General features: G+C 61.4%; 3 protein-coding genes. All 3 read right to left on the bottom strand.

Features of this window, described 5'->3' with window-relative positions; all coding sequences use genetic code 11:
- On the bottom strand, positions 1 to 1,305 hold a 1,305-nt coding region (locus tag AC1DQP_RS19500), incomplete at its 3' end, for a condensation domain-containing protein (protein ID WP_478052301.1).
- A gap of 23 nt (positions 1,306 to 1,328) precedes the next feature.
- On the bottom strand, positions 1,329 to 1,583 hold the full coding sequence (locus tag AC1DQP_RS19505; protein WP_457319796.1) for an acyl carrier protein: 255 nt from the start codon (positions 1,581 to 1,583) through the stop codon (positions 1,329 to 1,331).
- A gap of 76 nt (positions 1,584 to 1,659) precedes the next feature.
- Positions 1,660 to 2,387: AMP-binding protein (locus tag AC1DQP_RS19510; RefSeq protein WP_478052302.1), on the bottom strand; the 728-nt coding region annotated here is incomplete at its 5' end.

Consider the following 2,387-nt stretch of genomic DNA (forward strand, 5'->3'; position numbering starts at 1 on the left):
CACAAGCACAAAGGAAGCCGCCAGCCGCTCAATGGCCTCGCGCTCCAGCCTGACGTGATCGAAGGAAAACTCGCAGCGCAGCGTTTCGCCAGCTTCTAGTACCTGAAGGGACAATGCGATGCCCTCCAACCCAAGTGGCTGCTCGAGATGGTACGCCGCCAGCGAAAGATCACCCCACTGCAGACCGGTTCTCTCGCCGTCGTCAAAACTCCACAATCGACTCAGCCCCTCGTCGTAGCGGGCCTTCTGGAAAGCGAACATGACTTGAAAAACCGGGTGGGTGGCCGCGCGCGACAGGCGCAGTGCTTCGATCAATGCCTGGAAGGGGTATTCCTGACGCGCCAGGCCAGCGAGCGCATCGTTGCGCGACTTGCGCATCACCTCGGCCAACGTATCTTCGGCGCCAACCCGCGTCCGCAGCGGCACCATGTTGACGAAATCCCCGACGACCGCGTCCMATCGTCCATCGCCGCGCGCGGGCATGGGACACCCCACAATGAGGTCCTCCTGCGCGGTGTAGCGCTGAAGGACGATCTGGAACGCGCTCAGAATGACGGTAAACAGGTTTGCCGCCTGCCGAGATGCCAACGCACGCAGTGCACCCAGTTGCCCGGCAGAAACATCAATGCGAATGGAACCCTGCTGTGCCTGCTCCGGATGTGTGTGTTCGGCAAAACCAAGGCGCAACTCCGGCAGATCCCCGGCAAGTCGCTCCAGCCAATAGTCGCGCTGCCTCGCCGCCTCCGGCGAGTTCATCCAGCCACGCTGCCACTGGACATAATCGCGATAGGTTGCACCATCGCCACCATCATCGGCCATGCAACGGCCACGCAACAGCTGGCCGAGTTCAGCGAGCAGGCGCCAGTATGACCATCCATCACTGATGAGATGATCCATGCTCAGCACGAATACCGCCTCATCATCACGGTAATCGAACAGGTGGCCGCGCACGAGCGGCTGCTCCGGCCCGAATGGCGTCAACGTTTCGGCCAGGACTGCTGCTCTCAGGCGGCCGTCATCCCACTGCTTGGCACTGGTGCGCCGCAATGGCACCTGCGCCACATGATCGGTGCACTGCATTGGCTCGCCATCCCTTTCGACGATGCGTGCACGCAGCATGGGATTACGCTCCGCCAACGCCTGCAGAGCACCAGCCATGCGGGTCTCGCAAACAACTCCCCGCAGACGGACGGCAAATATGTTGTTGTGCTGCGCCCGACGCTCGGGTGCCCACTGGTACATGAACCAGCGGCTCCTCTGTGCGGGTGAGAGAGGAAACCATGCCGAATCGACCTTCACATTCATTCGCAGCGACTCCGGGATTCGATTCACGTGGACGAGGAATCGTCCTGCGCGCCACCCTGCGTGCGCAGAAATAGAGCCAGCTCGGCGATGCTCGGATGATCGAACAACCATTCAAAATCGATCTCAACACCAATTGCATCCTGTGCTTTGCGCAGGAATCGCAAACCACTCAGTGAGTCCAGGCCCACCTCGGCAAAGCAGGTTTGCGCATCGAGCTCCGTGCCATCACCAAGCGTGTCGCGCAATGCAACGAGCAACGCCTCTTCATAGCTGTCCATGCAACTCATATCTCCGAAGCGGAACAATCTTGGGGACCCGGCAGCAGAAGCACCTGCCGGGCAGCGCGTGTGATCATCACGCGGGAAGCGGCGGCGCAACGGAAGGAAGCAACCCCGCCAGGTAGTCTGTACGGCATTGCGAACGGCGCACTTTTCCGCTGGAAGTCCTGGGAAGCGCGCCCGGCCGTATCAGCACCACATCGGCGACGCTAAGGCCATGCCCGGTACGCACGGAGGTGCGGACAGAAGCCGCCAGGCTCGGCCATTCACTCTCCCGCCGTACCCATTCACGCTCCACCTCGGCCACTACGACAAGGCGAACGGGGTTCGCACCGGATTCGACGGAGAACGCGGCCGTACCACCGGTCCTGAAAGCGCTACACGCCAGTTCGACGGTCGCTTCGATGTCCTGGGGCGCATGGTTGCGGCCGTTGACGATGATCAGATCCTTGAGGCGCCCAAAAACATACAGTTGTCCATTCTGTATCCAGCCCAGATCGCCTGTTCTGAGCCAAGCTTGGCCATCCTCACMCGGCAGCGTCGCCTGGAACACCTGCTGGCTCTCCTGGCTGCGGCGCCAGTAGCCCTGTGCGACTCCACCACCGGCTGCCCATATTTCGCCCAATGTGCCATCCGGCAATGTCAGGCGGCTTTCCGGGTCCACGATCTTCAAAAGCGTGCCGGGCGCCGGCTGGCCACAGCAGACCACCTCGATTCCATCCCGTAGCAGCATCCTTGGTTTCGCACCGACACGGCCACCGGTGATGAAAAGCGTTGCTTCCGCCATGCCGTAACAGGGATAAA

It is taken from the genome of Stenotrophomonas sp. P5_A8, from assembly GCF_056400545.1.